This is a genomic window from Kribbella sp. NPDC005582, assembly GCF_040605415.1.
GTDB lineage: Bacteria > Actinomycetota > Actinomycetes > Propionibacteriales > Kribbellaceae > Kribbella.
In genome coordinates this window covers 43,237-64,537 of the sequence record NZ_JBEXCU010000011.1, presented here as the reverse complement: position 1 = coordinate 64,537, position 21,301 = coordinate 43,237, and the positions used below count along the sequence as shown (strand labels likewise).

Annotated in this window: 19 protein-coding genes; 9 read left to right on the top strand and 10 right to left on the bottom strand. The window is 69.4% G+C overall.

The window, feature by feature from the left end; translation table 11 throughout:
- Window positions 1-11 precede the first annotated feature (11 nt).
- A complete protein-coding gene (locus ABZS29_RS37990) occupies window positions 12-893 on the top strand; it encodes a DMT family transporter (RefSeq protein ID WP_355469851.1) in 882 nt (293 codons plus the stop codon).
- Between the two features lie 9 nt (window positions 894-902).
- The gene (locus ABZS29_RS37985) at window positions 903-2,084 is read left to right on the top strand and encodes a glucoamylase (RefSeq protein WP_355469849.1); all 1,182 of its coding nucleotides are present in this window, start codon (window positions 903-905) and stop codon (window positions 2,082-2,084) included.
- A gap of 1 nt (window position 2,085) precedes the next feature.
- On the opposite strand, the gene ABZS29_RS37980 is transcribed toward ABZS29_RS37985, so the two are convergent.
- Genes ABZS29_RS37980 through ABZS29_RS37970 form a run of 3 tightly spaced genes read right to left on the bottom strand, consistent with a single transcriptional unit; the run spans window position 2,086 to window position 4,374 of the window.
- A complete protein-coding gene (locus ABZS29_RS37980) occupies window positions 2,086-3,156 on the bottom strand; it encodes a glycoside hydrolase family 172 protein (protein WP_355469847.1) in 1,071 nt (356 codons plus the stop codon).
- Window positions 3,157-3,206: 50 nt separating this feature from the next.
- The gene (locus tag ABZS29_RS37975; protein WP_355469845.1) at window positions 3,207-3,722 is read right to left on the bottom strand and encodes a hypothetical protein; all 516 of its coding nucleotides are present in this window, start codon (window positions 3,720-3,722) and stop codon (window positions 3,207-3,209) included.
- A 22-nt stretch (window positions 3,723-3,744) separates the two neighbouring features.
- A complete protein-coding gene (locus ABZS29_RS37970) occupies window positions 3,745-4,374 on the bottom strand; it encodes a helix-turn-helix domain-containing protein (RefSeq protein WP_355469844.1) in 630 nt (209 codons plus the stop codon).
- Between the two features lie 84 nt (window positions 4,375-4,458).
- Between ABZS29_RS37970 and ABZS29_RS37965 the strand changes: the two genes are divergently transcribed.
- From ABZS29_RS37965 to ABZS29_RS37955, 3 genes are all read left to right on the top strand, one after another.
- Window positions 4,459-5,934, top strand: a complete 1,476-nt coding sequence (locus tag ABZS29_RS37965; protein WP_355469842.1) for an MFS transporter — start codon at window positions 4,459-4,461, stop codon at window positions 5,932-5,934.
- A 147-nt stretch (window positions 5,935-6,081) separates the two neighbouring features.
- Window positions 6,082-9,246, top strand: coding sequence for a DPP IV N-terminal domain-containing protein (locus tag ABZS29_RS37960; protein ID WP_355469840.1), 3,165 nt, complete (start codon window positions 6,082-6,084; stop codon window positions 9,244-9,246).
- Between the two features lie 116 nt (window positions 9,247-9,362).
- A complete protein-coding gene (locus tag ABZS29_RS37955) occupies window positions 9,363-11,960 on the top strand; it encodes a glycoside hydrolase family 97 catalytic domain-containing protein (protein ID WP_355469838.1) in 2,598 nt (865 codons plus the stop codon).
- On the opposite strand, the gene ABZS29_RS37950 is transcribed toward ABZS29_RS37955, so the two are convergent.
- Together ABZS29_RS37950 and ABZS29_RS37945 are read right to left on the bottom strand one after the other, a co-directional pair.
- Window positions 11,957-12,934 carry a ribose-phosphate pyrophosphokinase gene (locus ABZS29_RS37950; protein WP_355469836.1) on the bottom strand — a complete coding sequence of 326 codons (978 nt, stop codon included), beginning with the start codon at window positions 12,932-12,934 and terminating at the stop codon, window positions 11,957-11,959. The two genes, ABZS29_RS37955 and ABZS29_RS37950, sit on opposite strands and share 4 nt — an antisense overlap.
- A 37-nt stretch (window positions 12,935-12,971) precedes the next feature.
- Entirely contained in the window at window positions 12,972-13,403 is a 432-nt protein-coding gene (locus ABZS29_RS37945) for an NADPH-dependent FMN reductase (RefSeq protein ID WP_355469985.1), read from the bottom strand.
- Between the two features lie 85 nt (window positions 13,404-13,488).
- On the opposite strand from ABZS29_RS37945, the gene ABZS29_RS37940 reads away from it, so the two are divergent.
- On the top strand, window positions 13,489-14,067 hold the full coding sequence (locus ABZS29_RS37940; RefSeq protein ID WP_355469834.1) for a hypothetical protein: 579 nt from the start codon (window positions 13,489-13,491) through the stop codon (window positions 14,065-14,067).
- Here ABZS29_RS37940 and ABZS29_RS37935 read toward each other — a convergent pair.
- From ABZS29_RS37935 to ABZS29_RS37920, 4 genes are read right to left on the bottom strand one after another with little or no spacing between them, the layout of a single operon-like run.
- On the bottom strand, window positions 14,011-15,036 hold the full coding sequence (locus tag ABZS29_RS37935; protein WP_355469832.1) for a GntG family PLP-dependent aldolase: 1,026 nt from the start codon (window positions 15,034-15,036) through the stop codon (window positions 14,011-14,013). The two genes, ABZS29_RS37940 and ABZS29_RS37935, sit on opposite strands and share 57 nt — an antisense overlap.
- Window positions 15,033-16,406 carry a class II 3-deoxy-7-phosphoheptulonate synthase gene (locus tag ABZS29_RS37930; protein WP_355469830.1) on the bottom strand — a complete coding sequence of 458 codons (1,374 nt, stop codon included), beginning with the start codon at window positions 16,404-16,406 and terminating at the stop codon, window positions 15,033-15,035. Before ABZS29_RS37930 ends, ABZS29_RS37935 begins: the two co-directional genes overlap by 4 nt.
- Window positions 16,407-16,448: 42 nt before the next feature.
- The gene (locus ABZS29_RS37925) at window positions 16,449-17,045 is read right to left on the bottom strand and encodes an NAD(P)-binding oxidoreductase (protein ID WP_355469828.1); all 597 of its coding nucleotides are present in this window, start codon (window positions 17,043-17,045) and stop codon (window positions 16,449-16,451) included.
- Window positions 17,042-17,821: an inositol monophosphatase family protein gene (locus ABZS29_RS37920; RefSeq protein ID WP_355469826.1), complete on the bottom strand. Its 780-nt coding sequence runs from the start codon at window positions 17,819-17,821 to the stop codon at window positions 17,042-17,044. The genes ABZS29_RS37925 and ABZS29_RS37920 overlap by 4 nt, the downstream gene beginning before the upstream one ends.
- 67 nt (window positions 17,822-17,888) lie before the next feature.
- On the opposite strand from ABZS29_RS37920, the gene ABZS29_RS37915 reads away from it, so the two are divergent.
- Window positions 17,889-18,812, top strand: coding sequence for a LysR family transcriptional regulator (locus ABZS29_RS37915; protein ID WP_355469825.1), 924 nt, complete (start codon window positions 17,889-17,891; stop codon window positions 18,810-18,812).
- Here the strand turns inward: ABZS29_RS37915 and ABZS29_RS37910 are convergent.
- Window positions 18,779-19,543 (bottom strand): lysophospholipid acyltransferase family protein, encoded by a 765-nt coding sequence (locus ABZS29_RS37910; protein ID WP_355469823.1) that lies wholly within the window; start codon window positions 19,541-19,543, stop codon window positions 18,779-18,781. The two genes, ABZS29_RS37915 and ABZS29_RS37910, sit on opposite strands and share 34 nt — an antisense overlap.
- A gap of 267 nt (window positions 19,544-19,810) precedes the next feature.
- Here ABZS29_RS37910 and ABZS29_RS37905 point away from each other — a divergent pair, with 267 nt between their 5' ends.
- The gene (locus tag ABZS29_RS37905; RefSeq protein ID WP_355469821.1) at window positions 19,811-20,599 is read left to right on the top strand and encodes an alpha/beta fold hydrolase; all 789 of its coding nucleotides are present in this window, start codon (window positions 19,811-19,813) and stop codon (window positions 20,597-20,599) included.
- Window positions 20,592-21,248, top strand: a complete 657-nt coding sequence (locus ABZS29_RS37900; RefSeq protein ID WP_355469819.1) for a hypothetical protein — start codon at window positions 20,592-20,594, stop codon at window positions 21,246-21,248. Before ABZS29_RS37905 ends, ABZS29_RS37900 begins: the two co-directional genes overlap by 8 nt.
- Window positions 21,249-21,301 lie beyond the last annotated feature (53 nt).

Sequence of the window (21,301 nt, the reverse complement as noted above, 5' to 3'; positions counted from 1 at the left end):
AGCTGTCCCGCGTGAATCGCTCGCGCCTTGCCGTACTGGCGCTGCTCGCCGTGGCGGCGGCGTGGGGATCGACGTTCTTCCTCACCAAAGATCTGCTCACGAGGATGGACGTCGCCGACTACCTGGCGTTGCGGTTCGCGATCGCCTCGGCAGCGCTGCTGCTGATCCATCCGCCGGCGATCGCACGGCTGAACCGCCTGGACCGCGGCCGGGCCGTTGCCCTCGGCATCACTTACGGCATCGCCCAGCTGGTGCAGACCGAAGGCCTGCGGCACACACCGGCCAGCGTATCCGGTTTCGTCACCGGCATGTACGTCGTCTTCACGCCGCTGCTGGCCGCGGTCATCCTGCGGCACAAGATCGGTCGCTGGGCCTGGGTGGCTGTGGTGCTGGCCACAGTCGGCCTAGGCGTCCTGTCGCTGCGTGGCTTCACGCTGGGCACTGGCGAGCTGCTCACACTGGCCTCAGCCGGTCTCTATGCCTTGCACATCATCGGTCTGGGCGCGTGGTCCACACCGGAGAACGCCTTCGGGCTGTCGGCGCTGCAGATGGTGGTGATCACCTGCGTCTGTGCGGTCGGCGCCATCCCTGGTGGCTTCTCCATCCCCAGCAACGGCCCGGACTGGATCAGTGTCATCTACATGGCGCTGATCTCCGGTGCGCTCGCGCTGATCGTGCAGACCTGGGCGCAGGCTCATCTCACTCCGACCCGAGCTGCGATCGCGATGACGATGGAGCCGGTGTTCGCGTCGACCTTCGCGGTCATGTTCGGCTCGGAGAGTGTGACCTGGCGGATGCTGACCGGTGGCGCACTGGTGCTGGCGGCGATGTTCCTGGTCGAGCTGGCGCCACGGCGGAAGTTCGAAGCCGAAGTGCAGCACCTCGCCCAGTAGGGAGTTTCGATGCGGGACAACAGCGCACGGCGGGTCCGGTGGTTCCCCACCGCGGCGATTGCTGTTGTGCTGGCTGTTCTGGCGGGAGGCGGCGCACTGAACCTCGCCTATTACCCACAGCCCGCATTGGTGGCCGACGGCGTACCGCACCGGTCGGCTCAACGCGCCAAGGACCTTCGCACCCAAGCCCTCAACGACCTGGACGCCCTGACGCTCCCCAGCGGCGCCACGCTGGCCGGCTGGGACGGCCCGTGGCGCTACGTCTGGCCGCGGGACGCGTCGTTCGTCGCAGCGGCGCGCTGCTCGGTCGGCCAGTACGCCGAGGCGGCGCGCGTGCTCGACTTCCTGGATCGGATCAAACCCACGTCCGGCCGCTGGGAAGCCCGGTACCTCGAGACCGGGCGACCGGTCGCCGACAGCCGCGAACCACAGCTCGACGGCTCCGGCTGGGTGCCCTGGGCAACGTGGTTCTGCCGGACCGGCGCCCGGCACTGGGACATGGTGCGGCAATCGGCCGACCACATCACCCAAGAGCTCGGCGCGAACGGTCTGCCCCAGCCTTCCCCCGACTACTGGGAGCGCCCCGAGTCAGAGGTCACGCTGGGCACGGTCGCACCACTGCTCACCGGACTGCGGGCAGCGATCCGGATCGCCACCGAGCTCGGTCACACGGTGGAGGCCGAGCGCTGGCAGGCCGCGCTCACCACGTTGTCCACGGCAACCGAGCACCGGTTCGCACCGGACTATCCCCGGACCCCGGCGTACGCGGAGAGCTTCCTGGAACCAGGTCTGCTGCCGGCATGCCTCGGCGGCGGTGCCGACGCGATCGTCACCGTCCTGGGCCCACCATTCGCCCCGGAACGCCACGCAGTCAGCCAGGCGATCGACAACGCGCGTGCCGTATCGACTCAGCCGAACGGCGGACAGGACCCCGGCGAGGAGTGGCGAGCGGACGGTGTCGCCTGGACGCCACAGACCGCATTGTTCGCTCTCAGCGCCGCAGCGCGCGGCGACCGCCGCACTGCCGAGCAGATCCTGAGCTGGCTCGATCACTACCGCACTCCGAGTGGGAGCCTGCCGGAGAAGGTCAACCGCGACCGGCAGCCCGCCGGCGAGGCTCCCCTGGGCTGGACCGCCGCCCTGGTCGTCCTCGCCGGCCAGGCGCTCGACAAACCGCTACCGATTCCCTAGCTCAACAAATCTCCATCACGTCGTGCACCGGCGCGTCCGGGCGCGCCGTACTGGTTCTGGCCGAGTAGAAGAACGCAGTCGAGGCGATGTCGTCCTGCAGCGGCAGATAGCGTCCACCCGACCGCCACCCCAGCGCCTGTACGTCGGCCCGCAGCCGCGAGCGAAAGCGGATCGGGTCCGGCAGGTGGAAGCGGTACATGCCGAACCGCTGCTGACTCGCGTACTGCCCGTCCGGCCGGATCACCTGCGGCATCCCGAGGTACGGCGTACTGAACTCGGTGTACCCACCCAGGTGCGGTACGTCGAAGTTCCACGCGCCTCCGAAGTAGTCCTCCGTACCGGTGCCGCAGATGGTCGGGAACTCCTCGTCATCATCCAGGTAGAACTTCACCTCGCCCTCACCCCACCAACCACTGCTGTTGACGCCCCACGCGAGGTAGGTGCCCACGTAGTGCCCCGGCCCCTCCACGCCGTCCAGCAGCGTGTGCACGGTCTTGGCCGCCAGCGGGTTGCTCCGCCGCCACTGCGCATGCAGGTACGCCGACTTGTCCGGCACAGCGCCCAACCAGTAGTCCACCTGGAAGTACACGACCACCGTCTCGTCGTGAGTGTTCTCCAGCGTCAGAGTGGCCTGGGACTGGAACGGCATCTCCCAGTAGCAGTTGAAGCCGCCGTTCGGATTCACGGCGACGGGGAGCGAGTTCACCTGGGCGAACTTGCCCCACCCGGAGCAGAAGAAGTCGCCGACCGGAGTCTCGATCGCCGGAGCCGCGTCGCCGTCCCAGTGCGCCCGCAGAACCAGCCGCCGCCAGTGATCCACGTGTGTGGTCAGCCAGATGTGGGTGATCGCACCGGAGCCGGTGATGTCGGCGAGTGTGGCGGTCTCCCCCGGTCCGATCTCGATCGACGGCGACACCTTCCAGCCCTGACCGAGGTCGCGGGCCGCGTGGGCGCCGGTCCCTTCGGTCCGACGGCCGCCCTGACCCGGCTCACCGGTGGGGTTCTCCGCGCTGATGGAGCGCGTCTCGACATCCACGAGCGCGCTGATTCCGGACAGGTTCCCAAGAGTCATGACCCCGACCCTAAGCGAAGAGAAATCGATTGCCCAGCCCCGTCAGCGCATCAGCAAAGACGAACCTTCGCCTCCAGACCGACGAACCCCAGGCACGCCCACGGCCGGCCCTGCGCCGGATCCGCCCGCACGATCAGCGGAAAGGCATCGGCGCCGCGCACCACCGGCGTCTTCTCGTTCTGCGGGCTACCGACCGCGCCGCCACGGGCCGCGGCTGCAGCCTTCACATCGTCGACAGTGACCGCCGAGCGCGTGGCCTTTTCCGCGGCCGCCCTGGCATCCGTCGCGACCTGCAGCGCGAAGTCGATCTCCGGCGGGCTCGCCCACGTGGTCGTCGTGACCGGGAAGACCACGCCGAACATCCCCAGTCCGACCGCGACGATGATCCGCCGCAGCCGCCGCGACTGATCACCGGCAAGCAGCGCGGCACACGCCAGCGCCAGCAGCAGCGTCAACCCACGCAGAATCCAGTGCCGATCGAGCCGGGCATCCACCAGAACCGCGGCAACCACCGCCACCACAACACAGAAAGCGGCCACGGCAAGAGCCTGCACACGCGAAGACATGCCGCAGACGATATCCAGGAGCTCAGGTCCGCCAGCGGTCGGTCAGCTCATCCATCGACGGCGGCGGCCCCGGGAGCTCGCCGCCGGATGATTCGCCCGGCCGGCGCATCGCCTCCAGCATCAAGGTCAGGTAGCGATGGCGGAGCTGACGGGTCCGCTTCTCGTCACCGAGTTTGATCGAGGTGATCTGCTCGAGGATCACCGCGAAGTCCTCGACCACGATCCCCGGCCGGAGGTACTCCTTCGTCCGCGCATACACGGCCCGATCCAGCTCGTTCGCCCGTACGGCGGCCTCGAACAGCTCGGGCGTCGGGGTGAAGGTGCCCGCGAGCCGCTGGGTGAGCGAGTTCGTGTCGGCGTCGACGAGCGACCGCAGGTACGCCTCGAAGGCCGTCCACGGATCGCGATCGTCGGCCAGCGCCTTCTCCGACTCGGCGATGTAGCGGTCGAGGCCGTCGCCGCAGAGCTTCCGCAGCAACTCCTCCTTGCTCGCGTACCGCCGGTACAGCGCACTGATCCCGACGCCGGCCCGCTCGGCGACAGCGGAGATCGGCGCTCCGGGATCGGCGATGAAGACCGCCCGCGCGGCCGCCAGGATCACTTCGTCGTTCCGGGCCGCCTGCGCCTGGCGGCCACTCAGAGCTTTCGTCATGTGACCGAGATTAGCACTTGAACGGAATGATCCGTTCCGCTAGAGTTTGGAACAGAACAGTTCGTTCCGTTTGAGGAGCTGAAGATGACCGCAGTCGCAGTACTCCCCACCAGCGCCCCCGCCGATGTCGCCGTACCGCAGCGGCTCCGCAAGCGCTGGCTCGCCTTCGCCGCCGTCATGACCGCGGCCGTCATGGACCTGCTCGACTCGACGGTGATGAACGTCGCGGCGCCCGCCATCCGCGGCAGCCTCGGCGGCTCCTACGCCAGCCTGCAGTGGATGGCCGCGGGCTACACGATGGCGCTGGCCGTCCTGCTGCTCGTCGGCGGCCGCCTCGGTGACCTCGTCGGCCGCAAGCGTGCGCTGCTGATCGGGGTCGCCGGCTTCACCATCACGTCCTTCCTCTGCGGTCTCGCGGTGTCGCCGGAGATGCTGATCGCGTCCCGGGTCGCGCAGGGCGCATTCGCCGCGGTGATGCTGCCGCAGGGGTTCGGGCTCGTCCGGGATCTGTTCGAGCCCGACGAGCGCACCAAGGCGTTCGGGTTCTTCGGCCCGATCATGGGGCTGGCCGCGGTCCTCGGCCCGATCATCGGCGGCACCGTTCTGGACGCGAACCTGTTCGGGACCGGCTGGCGCGCGATCTTCCTGATCAACCTGCCCATCGGCCTCTTCACCTTCATCGTCGCCGCCAAGCACCTGCCGAACACCGAGCCCAGCGCCCGCAAGGTCGCCCTGGACGTGCCTGGGCTGCTGATCGCGAGCACCGGTCTGGTCGCCCTGGTCTACCCGCTGGTGCAGGGTCACGAGCTCGGCTGGCCGCTGTGGACGAAGCTGCTGCTGGTGGCGTCGCTGCCCATCCTGGCCGGCTTCGGCCTCCACCAGTCGCGCCGCAGCCGTCACGGCGCGACCTCGCTGATCGAGCCCCGCCTGCTGAAGAGCCGCTCGTACCTGTCCGGCGTCTTCTTCGCGATCGTCTTCTTCGGCGCCCTGGCCGGCACCTTCGTGCTCGGCATGTTCCTCCAGGTCGGCCTCGGCTACACCCCGATCCACGCCAGCCTGGCGCTGGCGCCCTGGGCCGTCGGCGCGTTGATCGGCTCGGCGGTCTCCGGGATGACGATGCAGAAGTACGGCCGCCGGCTGCTCCACATCGGTCTGGCCCTGATGGCGGCCGGCCTGGCCGGGACGTACGCCGTCCTCGCGGTGACCGGACTGAGCGTCGGCAGCGGGGACATCGCCGTACCGACGGTGGCCGGTGGGATCGGGATGGGCATGGTCTTCGTGCCGCTGTTCGACATCATCCTGAGCGGCGTCCGCGACGACGAGGTCGGCTCCGCGACCGGCATGCTGGGCTCCTTCGAGCAGGTCGGGATCGCGCTCGGCATCGCCGTCATCGGAACGATCTTCATGGGCAAGGTCTCGTCGGCCGACGCGGCGACCCGGGCCACGGCGGCCCTCGACGGCACCCAGACCGCGCTGCTCGCGACCATCGCCGGGATCGCGCTCGCCTTCGCCGCCGGCTTCCTGATGCCGAAGCGCGCCCGCGCGGCCGCCGGCCACTGAGCTCCACCCTCGTACGCCGCCGCTCCGGGCCACCCGGGGCGGCGGCGACGCGCCGGTCAGGTCGTTGCGGGCCGACGAGGCTGGCAGGGTCGGGAGAGTCCCCTCCGGCCCGGCCGGCCGGTTCGCCCCCGAGGGATTGGAACGACCGTGGTTCACGAGGACCCCACCGACCCCGGCGCCTGGAGCATCTCGCGCCGCCGCGCACTCCAACTCAGCGGCGGCGTAGCCGCAGTCGCCGCCACGTCGACCGCGGCCGGCGCAGTGCCCGCCTCCGCAGCAGCCGGCGCCGCCGACGCGGCGGCCGGGGCGTCGCCAGGCTCGCAAGCCGTGCCCGGCGCTCGCCGGGCGGTGCTGAGCGAAGGCACGAACCTGATGGTCGCCGTCTCCCCCGACGGCCGCTGGCTGGCCTTCGACCTGGTCACCGCGATCTGGGTGACCCCGGCCGCCGGCGGCGTCTCCCGCCGACTCACCGACGACCTCCAGGACGCCACCCGCCCGCGCTGGTCACCCGACAGCCGCCGGATCGTCTTCCAGTCCTACCGCGACGGCAACTTCCACCTCTGGATAATCGATGCCGACGGCAACAACCTTCGCCGGCTGACCACCGGCCGCCACGACCACCGCGAACCGCACTTCACCCCGGACGGCGGCGCGATCGTCTTCTCCTCCGACCGCGGCACCACCGGCAGCTACGGTATCCACCGACTCGACCTGAGCAGCGGCACGATCACCCAACTCACCGACGACGCCTCCGAAGAAGCCGAGCCGATCGTTTCCCCCGACGGTACGAAGATCGCCTTCACCGTCGACGCCGCCGCGATCGTCGAGCTCAATCTGACCACCGGCACCCGAACCACCGTCGTCCCCGCCCAAACCGGCAGCACCGTCTACGGTCCCGCCTACTCCCCCGCCGGCCAACTGGCCTACGTCCGGCTGACCGGCCCGGTCTGCGATCTCGTCGTCGGCGACCAGAAAGTGACCACCGGCAAGGACGTGTTCGCGGTACCGCCGTCCTGGGTCTCGGCGGACGAGCTCGTCTACACCGCCGACGGCCACGTCGTCCGCCACCGCCTCGGCGGCGCGCACACCGTCGTACCGTTTGCGGCGACGGTCCCGATCACGTCACGCCGACCGCGACCGAAGTCCCCGGATCTCGAGTCGACCCGATCTCGACCGGTCCTCGGCATTGCGTGCCCGACCGCCTCACCTGACGGCCGCTGGATCGCCTTCCGAGCCCTCAACGCCTTGTGGATCGCGGCGACGAGCGGCCACGGCCAACCGCGGAAGATCGTTGCTGACGGCTACTTCAACAGCGACCCCGACTTCTCCCCCGACGGCAAGTCGTTGCTCTACGCAAGCGATCGCGACGGCACCGCCGACCTCTGGCTGCACGACCTCAAGTCCGGCACCGACCGCAAGCTCTCCGCACGTCCCGGCGCCCAGACCGCACCCCGCTTCGCACCCGACGGCCAGCAGGTCGCCTACCAGGACCAGGACGGCATCGCCTGGATCCTCGATCTCGCCACCGGCAACGTCCGCCAAGTGACGCCGACCCTGTTCCAGCCCGGTCGTATCAGCTGGTCCCGCGACGGCAAGACGCTGGTCCTCGCCGCGGTGAAGCCGTTCTCCAAACGCTTCCGCGAAGGCACCAGCCAACTCCTGTACGTCGACGTCGCCACCGGCGCTCTCGAGTACGTCGAGCCGATGCCGTTCCGCTCGCTCGCCACCCGCGGTGATGACGGCCCGGTCTTCTCCCCCGACGGCCGTTGGCTCGCGTTCGTCGTCGAGAGCCTCTTGTACGTCGCCCCGGTCGACCAGCGTGGCCGCTTCACCGGCGAACCGCGGGCGATCACGTCCGAGGTCACCGACTCACCGGTCTGGCAGGACAGCCGGACCTTGCTCTACCTGAACAACGGCCGACTCCGCCGCGTCGACCTGGATGGATCGCGTCCGCGTACGGTTCCCGTCGACCTGCACTGGCGGCGAGCGACGATCAACCAGCACGTCACGATCCACGCCGGTGCGCTCTGGGACGGCCGCGAGGCCGCTCTCCGGCGGAACGTCGACATCGTGCTCGACGGTTCGCGGATCGCCGCCGTACGGGCGCATCGGGGGCGGGCGGATATCGACGCGGCCGACCTCACCGTGATGCCTGGGCTGATCGACGCGCACAACCACTGGCATCTGCGCGGCCGTGCGTGGGGCGCGCGGCAAGGAAACCTGTGGCTGGCCTACGGGATCACGAGTACGCGCTCTCCCGGCGACCCGGCGTACCAGATGCAGGAAACCCGGGAAGCGCTCGCTCACGGTTCACTGACCGGTCCGCGGTACTTCGCGACCGGCGAGGCGATCGACGGGTCGCGGGTGTTCTACAACTTCATGCGACCGACGCTTTCCCTGCGCCAGCTGGGTCTTGAGCTCAACCGGGTTGAAGGGCTCGCCTATGACCTGGTGAAGACCTATGTCCGATTGCCGATCGACTACCAGCGGCGCGCGATCGCCGCCGTTCACCGGCTCGGGCTGCAGCTGTCCTCGCACTACCTCTATCCGGCCGAACACCTCGGCATGGACGGCATGGAGCACACCGGCGCGACCAACCGCCTCGGCTACTCACATACGGTCAGTCGGCTCGGCCGCGCGTACGCGGATGTCATCACGCTGTTCACCAAGGCCGGGCTGTCCGTCACACCTACGCTGTTCAACTCGACCATGGCGCATGTCGACGACCCGTCGCTACTCACGGATCGGCGTACGACGACGCTCTATCCGTCGTGGGAGTACACCAGCCTGCGCACCGAGGTGGACACGGCCTCGGGCCCGGCCGGGGTCACGACCCGCGAGCTGCTGCGGGGAAACGTCGACATGGTGCTGCGGATCCACCGCGGCGGCGGGCTGGTGATCGCCGGCACCGACAGCCCGCTGGACAACATCGCGGTCTCGCTGCACGCCAACCTGCGATCGATGGTGGCCGGCGGCTTCACGCCGTACGAGGCCCTCACGACCGCGACCCGGAACCCGGCGCGCTGGCTCAATCTCGAGGACAAGCTCGGCGTCATCAAGCCCGGTGCCCAAGCCGATCTCTCGTTCGTCACCGGCGATCCGCTCACCGACATCCGCGCCGCGGCCGCCGTCGACCGCGTGATGGTCGCAGGCAAACTGCACACCGTCGACCAACTACTCGCGCCGTACGCCGGGAAGCCGGAAGCCACTGCCGGCCCGGCGCCACTGAGCCGTGCGCAGGCGCACGCGCACGACTCCGAGTACTGGTGGCACGAACCCGAGTGGTTGCACCGCCTCTGCTGCGAAGGCTGAGCACCGGGGCCCGGGTTGGGATCGTTTCCAACGGCGTCTTGCCGGATCCCATCCGAGCCCTTACGGTGATTCGCGACCTGGTGTTCCCGCCTGTTCACCGATCGTGAGGACGACCCATGCGCCGCCTGCTCGCTCTCCTCGTCAGTACGGCGTTGCTCGCCATTCCCCTGCCTGCCGTCGGGGCCGGGGACACCACCTGGCGGCTGCCCGGAGTCGGGGCGGTCGGCGCCTCTGTGGAGTCCACCGCCGGCAAGCTGCGCCTGCGAGTCACCGCTGGTTCGACCGAAGCGGTCAGCGTCGCGGATCTCGGCCTGATCACCGCTGCCGGTGATCTGTCGAAGGACCTGGACCTGCGTGTCCAGAGCCACCAGACAGTCCGGGCGGCGTACCGGATGACCACCGGTAAGCAGCGGCAGCGGAGCGTGCTGCAGGAGGACAGCCGCCTGACGTTCGGCAATGCCAGTGGGTCCTTCACGCTGGTCGTCCGGGTCTCGGACGACGGGGTCGGGTTCCGCTACGAGCTTCCGGGTCCGGTCACCGTGCAGCGTGAGACCGGCGGCTACGAATTGGCGCCGGACGCAACGAGTTGGCTGCAGCCGTACAGCCCGCAGCACGAGAACGAGCACGCCCAGGCCACGGCAGCTACGGCTCCGAGCGGGCAGTTCGGCCATCCCGCGCTCTTCCGGACCGGGGGCACCTACACCCTGCTCGCGGAGTCCGGGCTCGACGGCCGGTACTCCGGCGGGCGCCTCCTGCACACCCAGGGCTCGAGCCGGTACGACGTCCAGCTGGCCGACGCGCAGGTCGTCACGAGCACCACATCATGGCGCACGATGATCGTCGGCGACCTCGCCACCGTGACCGGGTCGACGTTGGTGGACGATCTCGCCGAACCCGCCAAGTTCACCGACACCAGCTGGATCCAGCCCGGCCTGTCGTCGTGGTCCTGGCTGGCCGAGCACTCCAGCCCCGGGGACTTCGAGCGCCAGAAGGACTACGTCGACGCCGCCGCGAGGAACAACTTCCGGTACGTGCTGGTCGACGAGGGCTGGAGCCCGGCCTGGCTGCCCGCGCTCACCCGGTACGCCCGGGCGCGCGGAGTCGAGGTACTCGTCTGGTTCCACTGGACGAACCTCGAGACCCAGCAGCAGCGGGACGACTGGCTGCCGAAACTGGTTGCCTGGGGCATCAAAGGCGTCAAGGTCGACTTCATGGAGTCGGACAGCCAAGCTCGCTACCAGTGGTACGACGCGCTGCTGGCCGACACCGCGCGCCTGCACCTGATGGTGAACTTCCACGGATCGACCGTGCCGCACGGGCTGGCCCGGACCTGGCCGCACCTGATGGCGATGGAAGGTGTCCGCGGCGAGGAGAACGGCCCGAACGCGACCCGGAACACGATCCTGCCGTTCACCCGGAACGTGGTCGGCTCGATGGACTACACCCCGACCCGGTTCGCGACCCCGCCGAACCCGAAACCGCAGACCACGAACGCCCACGAGCTCGCCCTGCCGGTCGTCTACGAGTCCGGCTGGACCCACATCGTCAGCACGCCCGAGGAGCTCGACTCACAACCCGAAGGCGCCCGGTTCCTCGGCCAACTGTCGACGGTCTGGGACGAGACCCGGCTGCTTGCGGGAGCGCCCGGCGAGCAGGCGGTATTCGCGCGCCGCAACGGGACCACGTGGTTCGCCGGCGGAATCCGGTCCGGCGCGTCGGGAGCCTTCGACGTCCCGCTCGGCTTCCTGGGCGACGGCCGCTGGCTGGTCGAGACGATCACCGACGACGGGCCTGTCCTACGCCGGTCCAGCAGCATCCACGTCAGGTCGGACCAACTGTCGATCGGCGCGGCCGAGCACGGTGGATTCGTCCTGCAGGCCTGCCCTTACCAGCGCGGTCGCACAACCTGCGACCAGCCGCACAGCCTCGCACCCAGTACGACGGTCCTGGTCGACGCGACACCGGCGACGGTCAGCACCGGCGGGACGGTGAAGGTGCAAGGCATCTTCGTCGCGCGAACGGGTGGCCCGATCCGCGATCTCGTCCTGGCGCCCGAAGTACCGGCCGGCTGGTCACTGTCGGGTCCGCCAGTCCGGAAGAAGCTGCTCCGCGACGGCGAGAGCGTCAGCGGGTCGTGGACGCTGACACTGGGCGCCACCGGCGTCCGGGGCGATCTGGATCTCGTTGTCGGCGGCAACTACCTGGCTCCGGACGGACGGCGGATCTACTCCGCGGACGCGGCCCGGATCTTCGCCGAACCGCAGCCGCCGCGCGGCGCGACGTACGTCAGCGATCAACCCTGGACCGACGAGACCAACGGGTACGGGCGGCCGCAGCAGCGCGACCACAGTCACGGCGGTGACAAGCCGCCCGGCACCTTGACCATCGCGGGGAAGACCTACGCCAAGGGTGTCGGCTCGCACGCGCCGAGTTCGCTGACGACCTGGCTCGGCTCGGCCTGTACCCGGTTCGTCGCGGAGGTCGGCGTGGACGACGACGTGACGACCGGCGAAGCCTCGGTCACCTTCGTGGTGGTCGGTGACGGCCGCATCCTCGCCAGCACGCCGGTGATCCGCAGCGGCGCGGCGGCGACCGTGCTGGACCTCGACGTCACCGGGGTCAAGCGGCTCACCCTGGCGACCACCGACGGTGGCGACGGACGAAACTCCGACCACGCCGACTGGGGATCTGCCGCCCTGACCTGCGCGCCCTAGAACGGGAGCTTGGGCTGCGGTGGTGCGTGCGTCGGGTCGACACCGTCGAAGAGACTGCTGACGGACTCACCACCGTGGATCCGCTTGATCGCCTCGGCGAACAGGCCGGCCACCGAGCTCACCTGGAGCTCGGGGAAACCGTCGGGCCGCGGGACGGTGTCGGTGCTGATCACCTCGGTGATCGACGGGTGCGAGCGGAGCCGCTCGACCGCCTTTCCGGCGAACAGACCGTGCGTACACGCGACGGCGGCCTCGGTGCAGCCGAACTCCTTCAGCCGGTCGAGCAACTCGATGATCGAACCGCCGGTGGCGATCTCGTCGTCGAGCACGATCGCCCGCTTGCCGGTCACGTCACCGACGATCGCGTCGATCACGACCCGGTCGTCGGCCAGCCGCTGCTTGCTGCCGGCCGCGACCGGCAGACCGAGCAGGCGCGCGAACTGGGTCGCCGTCTTCGCGTTGCCGAGGTCCGGGCTGACCACGACCGTGTTGCTCAGGTCCCGGCCGCGGAAGTGGTCTGCCAGTACGCCGATCGCGGTCAGGTGGTCGACCGGTACGGAGAAGAAGCCGTGCACCTGAGGCGCGTGCAGCGCCATCGTCAGCACGCGGTCGACGCCGGCCGCCACCAGCAGGTCGGCGACCAGGCGGCCGCCGATCGAGATCCGGGACGCGTCCTTCTTGTCCGACCGCGCGTACGCGTAGTGCGGCATCACCGCGGTGATCTGCTGCGCCGACGCACCGCGGGCCGCGTCGATCATCAGCAGCAGCTCCATCAGGTGCTCCTGCGTCGGCGGCACCAGCGGCTGCACGATGTAGACGTCACGCTGCCGGCAGTTGGCCTGCAGTTGCGCCTGCAGACAGTCGTTGCTGAACCGATGGATCTCGACCGGCGAGAGCTCAACGCCGAGATCGGCACAGATCCGCTCCGCAAGATCCGTATGGGCACTTCCGCTGAACACGACGATCTCTCGCACGGCTCTCCCCGCATGGTGCCGATTCGACAATCGCAGCTTACTCGGCGGCCTGCCGGATTTTTCCGGCGAGGGCATCCACGAGATCGGTGACCAAAGTGATGGTTCCCTCGTCGATCAGGTTCCCGGCCTCGTCGAACCGCTCGTGCGCCCGGAACACCATCACCTCGGGCTTCACCACGACGTCGGAGTGCGTCCAGACGAACACCTGCCGCAACGCCAGCTGCGCCCGGACGGTCCCGAAGTTGGTCGGCGCCGCGCCTATGATCGCCACCGGCTTGTGCAGCAACGACGACGTCGCCGACGGCCGCGACGCCCAGTCGATCGCGTTCTTCAGCCCACCCGGGATCGAGTAGTTGTACTCCGGCGTCGCGATCAGCAGGCCGTCCGCCGCACGAATCCGGTCCCGCAGGTCACGGACCTGAGCCGGCAGCTTCTCGTCCGTGTCCAGGTCGCCGTTGTAGTGCGGCAGCTCCGCCAGGCCGTCGTACAGGTCGATGGTTACGCCGGCGGGAGCATGCTTCTGCGCCGCCCCTCGACCGTATTAGAGTGCGGTCATGACAGGTGCAAAAGCAGCTACGGTACTGGCCGGGTTGATGGTCTCGGACGCTCCGCGGCCGGAGTTCGCGCAGGCGTTGCAGCCGTTCGCGCCGTTGATCGGCAGCTGGGACCTCGACGTCACCTGGTACGACGACGAGGGCCGGCCGACGCGGGAGACCAAGGGCGAGTGGCATTTCGCGTGGGCGCTCGACGGGCGCGCGGTCGCCGACATCTGGATCACGCCGAGCCGGGCGGCCCGGGCGGCCGACGGTGACGGCGAATGGGGGCTGACGATCCGGCTGCACGATCCCGAACTGGGCGCCTTCCGGTCCACCTGGATGGGCCCGAAGCACGGCGTCGTGATGACGTTCATCGGTCGTCCCGGCCCGGACAGCATCACGCTCGAGGCGCGGGAGCCGAAGGCGGCCATGACCCGCTGGATCTTCACTGAGATCACGCCGGACGGCTTCCGCTGGCGCAACGAGGACGAAGACGCCGACGGCACAACTATGGTCCGCCAGCGCTTCGTAGCCCGCCGGTCAGGCGGCGACGATCCTGGCGAGGGTCTCGGCGGCGGTGCGGCAGTCGGCGGCTGAGGCATCGAGGTGGGTGACGACGCGGAGCTGCGTCGCGCCCACCCCGCCGACGAGGAGCCCTTCGGCGCGTGCCGCGGCCACGACCTCGGCGACGGTCTTGCCGGTGACGGACAGGTCGGCGATGACGATGTTCGTGTCGACCTGGTCGGGCTTGACCGAGCCGGGCGCGGCGTCGGCGAGGGTCTCGGCGATGAGGCGGGCGTTCGCGTGGTCCTCGGCGAGGCGCTCGATGTGATGGTCGAGCGCGTAGAGGCCGGCCGCGGCCAGGATGCCGGCCTGGCGCCACCCCGCTCCGAGGCGCTTGCGCCAAACCCGGGCTTCGCGGATCAGCTCGGTGGAGCCGACCAGAACTGAGCCGACCGGCGCACCCAGGCCCTTCGAAAGGCAGACGCTGACGGCGGCTGCGCGAGCGGCGTACGAGGCGGGGGTGCGGCCGGTGGCGACGGCCGCGTTCCAGAGCCGGGCGCCGTCCAGGTGCAGCGGGATGCCGCGGGATTCGAGCTCGTCGGCGAGAGCGTCGTACCCGTGCTGGATCGCGCCGCCGCCGAAGTTGTGCGTGTTCTCGACCGAGACGGCCGAGGTGGTGACGAAGTAGGGGCCGAGGTCGGGCGTGATCAGCGACCGGATCTGCTCGAGGTCGATCTGCCCGGCCGGCGCACTCCACGTGCGCGTCGTGACGCCGCTGACGGCCGCGTGCCCGCCGAGCTCGGCGCGAACCACGTGCGCACTCGCCTCACACAGCAGCTCGCCACCGCGCGGCACCAACGCCTGTACGCCGAGCAGGTTCGCCAGCGATCCCGTGGTGGTGAACAGACCGGCCTCGTGCCCGAGCAACCCGGCGACGGTCTCCTCGAGCCGGTTGACCGTCGGGTCCTCGCCGTACACGTCGTCGCCGACCGGGGCACTCGTCATCGCCGCCAGCATCCCCGCCGACGGCCGGGTGACGGTGTCCGACCGCAGATCGATCATGCCCGTGCAGCCCGCAGCCGCTCGGCGACCAGGAAGGCGAGCTCGAGGGACTGGTGCCGGTTCAGCCGCGGGTCGCAGGCCGTCTCGTACCGGTTCGCGAGGTCCTCGGCGACCAGCGCCTCACCGCCGCCGACGCACTCCGTGACGTCGTCACCGGTCAGCTCGATGTGCATCCCGCCCGGCCAGGTGCCGACCTGCTCGTGCGCGTCGAAGAAGCCCTGAACCTCGTCCATGACGGCATCGAAGCTGCGGGTCTTGTACCCGTTCGGAGTCTCGAAGGTGTTGCCGTGCATCGGGTCGCAGACCCAGGCGATCGGCGAACCGTGATCGCGCACCGCCTCCAGCAGCGGCGGTAGTCCGTCGCGGATCTTGCCCGCACCCATCCGGGTGATGAAGGTCAGGCGACCCTCGATGCCCTTCGGGTTCAGCTTGTCGATCAGCGCCCGGATGTACTCCGGGGTCGTGGTCGGTCCGATCTTCACGCCGAGCGGGTTCGACAGCGAGGCCAGGAACTCGATGTGCGCGCCGTCCAGCTGCCGCGTCCGCTCCCCCACCCACAGCAGGTGGCCGCCGACGTCGTACGGCTGCTCGGTGCGTGAGTCGATCCGGGTCAGCGCGTGTTCGTACTCGAGAATCAGCGCCTCGTGCGAGGCGTAGAAGTCGACGGTCTTGAACTCGTCCGCCGTCGCACCACAGGCCCGCATGAACGCGAGCGCCCGCTCGATCTCGGTCGCCAGCTGCTCATACCGCCGCCCGACCGGCGATGACTTCACGAAGTCGGTGTTCCACGCGTGCACCTGGTGCAGGTCGGCGTACCCACCCGTGGTGAACGCGCGCGTCAGGTTCAGCGTCGCGGCCGCCGCGTTGTACACCCCGCGCAACCGCCGCGGATCCGGAATCCGCGCCTCCGGCGTGAACTCCAGCCCGTTGACCGCATCCCCCCGGTACGACGGCAGCGTCACCCCGTCGCGAGTCTCCTCACCGGAGCTCCGCGGCTTCGCGTACTGCCCCGCGATCCGCCCGACCTTCACCACCGGCACACTCGCGGCGTACTGAAGCACCACCGACATCTGCAGCAACACCCGCAGCTTGGCCCGGATGTTCTCCGCGGTCACCCCGTCGAACGTCTCCGCACAGTCCCCACCCTGCAGCAGGAACGCCTCGCCCCGCGCCACCGCCCCGATCTTCGTCGTCAGGTCGTCACACTCACCCGCGAACACCAGCGGCGGCAGCGTCCGCAACTCCCCGATCACCTGCTCCAGCGCCACCGGGTCCGGCCACTCCGGCTGCTGCAGCGGCTTCAGCCCCCGCAACTCGTCCAAACTCGGAACCCCAGGCACTTCACCGGCACTCAACGTCGCGAATTGCATGCCGCCAGCCTATTCGAGCCGAACCACCCCCGCACTTCCGTCTCAGCCGAAGAGCGCTACCGCCGTTCCGCCGGGGAAGGTGGGGTGTTCGGCTTCGGTGAGCATGAGGGTGGCGATGCCGGCTCGGGGGGCCAGGGGTGGGAAGTGGCGGCGGAGGCCGGGGGCGGGGACCAGGTGGCCGTTGGATTGGTAGGGGCGGTTGGTGAGGATGCCGGCGGCTATGACTGTGCCGCCGGTGGTGAGGACGGATTGTTCGGCGTCTTGTTTGGCTTGCCAGTCGTGGAGGACTTTGCGCAGGAGCGCGTTGTTGACGGGGCCCAGGGCGCCGGTGGTGGCGCCTGCGCCGAGGGCGCCCAGCCAGATCAGACGGCGGCCTGAGGACGCGACGAGGGCGGCACCTTCACTGAGGATGCGGGGGTCCTGGCCTTTGACGACACCCAGAGCGCTGAGTACGACGTCGGCGTCGGCCACGGCGGCGAGAATCGTCTCGGGTAGCGACACATCCGCCTGGACCACTCGGACGCCCGGCCAGGGCGAAGGGGTGCGGGCGAGGGCGGTCACCTCGTGGCCGCGGTCGACGGCTTGGGCTACGAGGTGGCGGCCGGTTTGGCCGGTGGCACCGAGGACGGCGATCTTCATGCGACAGCCAGTACGTCGAGCGCTGCCTGGTGGATGCCGGGAGTCGCGGCGAGGAAGTCGGGGCTGGTGAGGGTCCACGGCTTGCCGGCGAGGTCGGTCACCGTGCCGCCGGCCTCGCGGACCAGGAGTGCTCCGGCGAGCAGTCCGGAGCGGACGTCGGAGTACTGCCAGAACGCCTCCATCCGTCCGGCTGCGACCTGGATCAGGCGCAAAGTCGCCGGTACGGCGGCCTGGACGACCAGCGAGGCGGTGAGCATCGAGGTCATGCTGCGGCCGATCCGCTCGAAGGTTTCGGCGCTCTCCCCCGGCTTGGCCTGCCCGGTCGCGACCATTGCGGCGGGCAACGAAGTCTTCGTGGACACGGTCAGCCGCTCGCCGTTCAGGAACGCGCCCGCGCCGGCGGCCGCGGTGTAGGTCTCCTCGGTCAGCGGCAGGTGGATGACGGTCAGGATTGGCTCGTTGTCGCGGACCAGCGTGGCGGTGACGGCCCAGTCGGTCATGCCGTGGATGTGGTTGATGTTGCCCTCGACGGGGTCGACGATCCACCACTCGCCGAGCGGCAGCTCGCCGCCCTCGAGCTCGTCCTCGACCCACCCCGAACCGGGACGAGCCGCGAGCAGCGGCTCCTTGATCAGGTCCAGTACGGCGTCGTCGTTGGCGCGCAGCGCGGTCAGCACTCCGTCCAGATCGGTCGGCCGGGCGGTGGCGGTGAAGCGGGAGCGCAGCAGCGGCCCGGCCGTCTGCACAATCCGAGTGATGTCAGCGATGAGGTTCATGTCTTCGACGCTAGAAGCGCCAATACATAACATCAAGTGCAACCTTGGTAGGTCTAACCTTACTCATATGCACTTGGATCTGAACCTGCTCACCGCCCTCGACGCGCTGCTCGAAGAAGGCAGCGTTGCCGGCGCCGCCGAGCGGCTGCATGTGACGGCCCCGGCGATGAGCCGAACCCTCGGCCGGATCCGGCGCGCGACCGGCGACCAGATCCTGGTCCGGACCGGCCGCTCGATGACTCCGACACCACACGCGGTCGCGCTGCATGCCCGCGTGCACGAGCTCGTCCAGCAGGCGCAGGCCCTGCTGTCCCCCGAGCGGGACGTCGAGCTGAGCACGCTCGAACGCACCTTCACGCTGCGCTGGCACGACGCGCTCACGATGGCGTACGGCCCGGCACTGCTGACCGCGGTCCGCGCCCAGGCGCCCGGCGTACGGCTGCGGTTTCTTCCGGAGGCGAGCGCCGACACCAACGAGCTCCGGCGCGGCGAGGTGGACCTCGAGGCGGGCGCCGCCGTACCGCAGCTGCCCGAGGTACGCCACGAACTCGTCGGCGAGGGCCGCCTCGTCATCGCCCTCCGACCGGGCCACGCCCTGACCGAGGGCGAACTCACACCAGCCCGGTACGCCGCCGCCGAGCACATCACCGTCTCGCGGCGCGGCCGGCTGGTCGACCCGATCGACGACCTACTGGCGAAACGAGATCTCCGCAGAGAGGTCGCCGTCGCAGCGCCAACCATTGCCGTCGCGCTCCAACTCGCGCGGCTCAGCGACCTCGTCGTGACGGTCCCCGACGTCGCCAGCCAGAGCCTGCTCGTCGACTTCGGCCTGGAATCGCTCCCGCTACCGTTCGAGCTGCCGCCGGTCGAGATCCGGCTAGCCTGGCATCAGCGGTACGACGGCGATCCGGCACACTCCTGGCTCCGCGACCAGGCCCGCGCAGTCCTGCAAAACGCTCAGGAAGCCTTGGTGTCGCCCAGCCGCAGGTGATCGTCGACCGACTCGCCGGCCTTGATCAGCTCCTTGGCCTTGTCGGCGTACATGTCGACGTACTCCTGGCCGGACAGGTCCATCAGCGCGTACATGATCTCGTCGGTGACCGAGCGCAGCACGAACCGGTCGCGCTCCATGCCCTCGTACCGCGAGAAGTCCAGCGGCTCGCCGACCGCGACCCCCGGCCGGTTCATCCGGGGGAACAGCTTGCCCGGCTCGCGGCGCCAGATCTTCGGCAGCACCGAGCCCGGGGGCTGCAGCTTGTGGGTGTCGATCATCGCGACCGGGATCACCGGGACACCGGCGACGATCGCCATCCGGGCCACGCCGGTCTTGCCCTTGTACAGCCGGCCGTCGGGCGAGCGGGTGCCCTCGGGGTAGATCCCGAACAGCTCACCCTTCTTCAGGATGTCCAGGCCGGTGTTGAGCGCGGCCAGCGAGGCGCGGCCGCCGGAGCGGTCGATCGGGATCTGGCCGATGGACCGGAAGAAGGTCGCCATCAGCTTGCCCTTGATCCCGGGAGCGGTGAAGTACTCCGACTTGGCCGGGAAGACGATCTGCCGCGGCACGGCGACCGGCAGGAAGATCGAGTCCGAGAACGCGAGGTGGTTGCTGACCAGCAGCGCCGGACCCGTGCTCGGGATGTGGTGCAGCCCGGTCACCTTGGGCCGGAAGAACAGCTTCACGAATGGTGCAACGATGAACTGTCTGATCAGCAGGTACAGCATCCCACTCGACCTCCGTCACTCGCCCGACACGTTGACCACCGACTCCGCACCACCGACTCGTTACCTGTCCATGGTCCGTCCCTACCGGCTCCGGCACCAGTGCCCGCCGGTGCGGAGACTACGTTCCAGCTTCCCCCTCAGGCAATGTCACCGCCAGGAATGTTGATGTTGCTCACTGTGTTGTCACCTGGATGCAGACTGGATGAAGTCCAGATGCGACCATTTGATGAACGCTGTGAGGAACCCCGACCGGACGAGGAGTCGAGCGTGCCAGTGCAAGTCCACGCGGAGGAGTTCCGCAGCTCCGGGACCGGGGAGAACGCCGCCGTCGGCGTGCTGCTGAGCCACGGATTCACCGGTTCACCGCGCTCGATGCGCCCGTTCGGCGAGCACCTGGCCGAGCTCGGGTACGGCGTCGCCGTGCCGCGGCTGCCCGGCCACGGCACCACCTGGCAGGAGATGAACACCACCGGCTGGCCCGACTGGTACGCCGTACTCGACAACGAGCTGGCCCGGCTCCGCAAGGAGCACGACCAGGTGGTCGTGGTCGGCCTGTCGATGGGTGGAGCGCTGGTGCTGCGGCTGGCCGAGGAGCACGGCGCCGACATCTCCGGCGTGGTCCTGATCAACCCGTCGGTGAGCACCGAGGACAAGCGGCTCGGACTGCTCCCGGTCCTGTCGAAGGTGATCCCCTCGTTCCCCGGCATCTCGAACGACATCAAGAAGCCGGGTGTCGACGAGGGCGCCTACACCCGGATGCCGCTCAAGGCGACGCTGTCGCTGTCGAAGCTGTGGAAGGTGGTCCAGGCGGATCTGCCGAAGGTCACCCAGCCGGTGCTGCTGTTCCGCAGTACTGTCGATCACGTGGTCGAAGCCAGCTCTGCCCGCCGGGTGCTCACGTCGATCTCGTCGCGCGACGTGACCGAGACTTTGCTCGAGGACAGCTATCACGTCGCGACACTGGACAACGACGCGCCGCGGATCTTCGCGGACACCGCAGCCTTCATCACCAGAGTGACTGGTATTGCCCGCGTGACCGGTCCCGCCGATGCGTGACAACGGCCTGACCGCCGCGGAGTACACCTCCCTCGGCCGGATCGACGCAGCCGTCGCCGAGCCGGTCCTGGCCGCGCTGGCCACGGCCGGGATCGCGGCGTACTGCGAGAGCTCGGACGAGGTGCCGGACGAGTTGTTCGTCGACGCCGGCCAGATCGAGCAGGCCCGCCCGGTGATCGCGCGCAGCACCGAGGACGCGGAGTGGAAGTCGCTGGTCGAGCAGTTCAACGCACCGTCGGCGCCCGGGCACGACGGCGGTGACACTCCGGTACCGCGGTGGCCGGTCAGCGAGGACGTCGACGAGAAGTACGAGCCGTTGATCGACGTACCGGCCGGTCTCGCCGTCGAGGATGAGCCCAAGGACGAGCCCGAGCCGCGCCGCAAGCGGGCGGCCGACGACCCCCATGACCACTTCGTCCCGCCGGAGCCGCCACGCGGCCCGAAGCTGGACTGGGTCAGCCGGCTCGCCTGGCTCGGCCTGTTCGGCGGACCGATCCTGCTGATCCTGGCCGCCCTGTTCGACTTCGGCGACCGGCGGATCACCGCGCTGGCCGTGGTCGGCTTCATCGGCGGGTTCCTGACGCTGGTGATCCGGATGAAGGACCGGCTGCCGCAGGACGACACCCCGGACGACGGAGCGGTCGTGTGAGTTAGCATCAACAGAATCGTCGGACAATCTGACGTTCTTGTTGAGGGAAGGGT